3 protein-coding genes and 1 pseudogene are annotated in these 3,109 nt (G+C 68.4%); all 4 read right to left on the bottom strand.

Annotated elements, in window-relative coordinates:
• Positions 1-470, bottom strand: a 470-nt coding sequence (locus G3O00_RS41380; protein WP_206146457.1) for a hypothetical protein, incomplete at its 3' end; no start/stop codon positions are given.
• Between the two features lie 132 nt (positions 471-602).
• Positions 603-2,000 (bottom strand): sigma-54 dependent transcriptional regulator, encoded by a 1,398-nt coding sequence (locus G3O00_RS41385; protein WP_278644646.1) that lies wholly within the window; start codon positions 1,998-2,000, stop codon positions 603-605.
• 135 nt (positions 2,001-2,135) lie between these two features.
• Complete coding sequence (locus G3O00_RS41390; RefSeq protein WP_206146459.1) at positions 2,136-2,720, bottom strand: hypothetical protein; 585 nt, start codon at positions 2,718-2,720, stop codon at positions 2,136-2,138.
• A 156-nt stretch (positions 2,721-2,876) separates the two neighbouring features.
• Positions 2,877-3,109 (bottom strand): annotated as a pseudogene (locus tag G3O00_RS41395) (chemotaxis protein CheA); the annotation flags it as partial.

The raw sequence follows: 3,109 nt of genomic DNA on the forward strand, positions 1-3,109 counted from the left end.
TGTGCCGCGAGCTTGCGCCGCACGAGCTGCTCGAACTGCTGCGTCGCGACCGCCGGATCGCGCGCGGCCAGCCCGAGCGCGTTGCGCACCAACTGGATCGGCGTCAGCACGAGGCCCCACGGCAACCCCCACCAGCCGAACGCGGCCGACGCAAGCAGCGCGACCGCCTGCTTCCTGCGGCCGCAACGCCGGCAGCACACATGGCGCCGCGTCGCCCAGCGCGTGACGAACAGCAACGACACGACGCGATGCGACGCATGGACGTCGACCGGCTGGTCGTCGCGACGGCAGATCGGGCACGGCCCGTAACGCCAGTCGTGCACGTACTCCCAGACTTTCGCGTCGGGCACCCGCTCTGCCTCGACGACGATCGGATGCGCTTGCGCGCACGCCTCACGGCAATAGCGGCGGCCGTCGATCGACTGCCCGCCGACCAGGAACGTTCTGCCGCAGTGACTGCACTCTGCCACGGTAACCTCGGATAAGCGTGATGCGCCGCGTGCCGGCCGCGCGCGCATGGCTGCGCCGGCGGTCCGGACGGGCCGTTTCCTGTCTTAACGGCCGACGTCGCGCGGTCTTGAGCGGCGGTGTGCCGCGGCGCGTCAGCCGTGCAGCCCGTGCGCGGTCATCAGCCGGTACAGCGTCGCGCGCGAGATGCCCAGCTCGGCCGCCACGTCCGCATGCTGGTGGCGGTGGCGCATCAGTGTTTCCTCGATCGCGTGCCGCTCGGCCTGCCGGCGCGCTTCCGCGAGCGTCGGCGGCCGCCGCGACGTGTACGGGTGCAGTTCGAGATCGGCGGCCGAGATCATCGGGCCGTTCGTCATCACCACCGCGAACCGGATCCGGTTGATCAGCTCGCGCACGTTGCCGGGCCACGGATAGTTGTGGATCGCCTCGATCGCGCACGGCATGAAGCCGCGAATCCGGTGCGAACTGTCACCGCGATAGCGCCGCAGCACGTAGTCGGCGAGCAGCATGATGTCGCGGCCGCGCACGCGCAGCGGCGGCTCGTCGATGCGCAGCACGCACAGGCGGTAGTACAGGTCAGCACGGAACCGCCCCGCCTGCATCGCGGCCTCGAGATCGACGTGGGTCGCCGACACGATCCGGACGTCCACCGGAATCGACGCGTGCCCGCCGAGCCGCTCGATCGTGCCTTCCTGCAGGAAACGCAGCAGGCTCGCCTGGCTCTCGAACGGCATGTCGCCGATTTCATCGAGAAACAGCGTGCCGCCGTGCGCGGCCTCGATCCGGCCGATCTTGCGCTGGTGCGCGCCCGTGAATGCGCCGCGCTCGTGGCCGAACAGTTCGGCCTGCAGCAGCGTCGACGGAATGGCCGCGCAGTTCACGGCGACGAATGGCGCGTCGGCGCGCAACGACTGCTGGTGGATCGCCGCCGCCGTCAGCTCCTTGCCGGTGCCGGATTCGCCGGCGATGAATACGGTGGCGTCCGTGTTGGCGACCTTGCGGATCGTCGCGAACAGGCGGCGCATGGCGTCGCACGAGCCGATCATCGTGCCGCCGGGGGGCGCCGCATCGGCGTCCGGGCTGCCGTCCGCGAGCTTCAGCATCCCGTATGCGTGGCCGACCAGATAGCCGATCGTCGTATAGGCGGTCACATTGCGGACGTAGTCGAAGCAGCAGTGGCGAATCAGGCGCGCGATGGTGATATCCCGCAGCCGCTCATTGTCGGCGAGCGCGACCCAGCCGACCCGCGGATCGCGCAGCAGCGTCTCGAACGACATGACGTCGGGCGACGCGAAGCTGCCGAAATCGACGATGCCCGCATGCGGACGGTTCACCTTGACGAGATTCAGTGCATCCGCAACGGTTTTCGCACGCCACACGTCCCAGCCGCGCGATGCGAGACAGTCGACGAGCGCGGCATCGTGCTGCTGCGACAGGTAGACGAGCGGCCGCGACGGTACGACATGGTTGCGCCGGACGGCAACGAACGGCGCCGTACCCGCATCGCGTTCGAGATCCTGCGGGCCCGACACCCTGATCTGGCAGCAATAGTTCACGATGGCCTCGTCGCTTGATTTGGTTGTCGAAACGGCCGTCGCCGGATCGCGCAGCGCGGGGCATCGTGGTCCCGCGGCGCAGCGCCGGGCCGTCCTCGGATTGACGTTTCGTTATCGGCAGAAAACGACGCGCTGCGTGTAGATCTGCGCCTCGACGACCGGCTTCGTGGAACGGTTGAGGTCGTCACGATAGGCGCGGTAGGTCTTGCCGTTCACCGTGACTTCCGTCGCAGGGGCCGTCTCGATCGAGTTGAGCCCGTTGCGCTGCCACCCGCTCACCCGGTCCGCCGCCGTCACGCTCGACTCGCCCGCGATCTTCTGCGTGATCGCGCTGCCGTCGCTCCACGGCTGCGTCTGCATGTCCTCGGCATGCTGCATCGCGCCGATCGTCTTGCCGGTCGGCGTCGGCCCGTTCTGCGCTTCGAACGGCGCGCCACGGCCGTACACCGGCGATTGCCACGACGGTGCGTGACCTTCCTCCGGCATCATGTAGATCATCTGCGGATCGCCGATCATCATCATCGGCGCGCATGCCGTGTTGTCGGCACGACCGAGCGTCGTCAAGGCCTGCTCGACGCTCACGGCGTTCGCGGCGGTCTGCTCGCCCAGGATCACGAAGACCGCCGGGTTCTGAAATACCGCTTGCGCTGCGGCTTGCGCGCTGTACAACAACAGAGCGACCAAAAAGATCCTCATGATTGAGGCCTCCTTGCATCCTCGTCGGGCAAAAAGAGGTGTTGACCTCGGGGATGGGATCAACACCCGTCAAACAGGAAACGACCGTCGGGCATCGGGTTCGAACGGATCCCGTGCGACCTGCGTTCCGGCCGCACGGGAGTCCGACCCGCGTGCTTACGACGACGTGCTCGTCGAGATCACAGCCGGAGCCGGCACGATCGGGGCAGCCGGGGCCGCCTGCTGGTCGACCGAAGCCGGCGGCAATCCTTGCGCCGGATCGGACAACGCCGGCATGTCGGCGGGCTGCGCAGCGGCTTCTTCCGGCACCTTCGCGTCGGCGGTCGGCATGTCGGCAGGCGCTGCGGCTACGGCAGGCTGCGCGGCTTCCGGCGCAGCCTGCCGAAGCC

This window comes from Burkholderia sp. Ac-20384, from assembly GCF_017104605.1.
GTDB lineage: Bacteria > Pseudomonadota > Gammaproteobacteria > Burkholderiales > Burkholderiaceae > Burkholderia > Burkholderia lata.

Coding starts and splice junctions, on each gene's coding strand:
- G3O00_RS41390 (WP_206146459.1), bottom strand. CDS start 2,720: ATGAGGATCTTTTTGGTCGCTCTGTTGTTGTACAGCGCGCAAGCCGCA.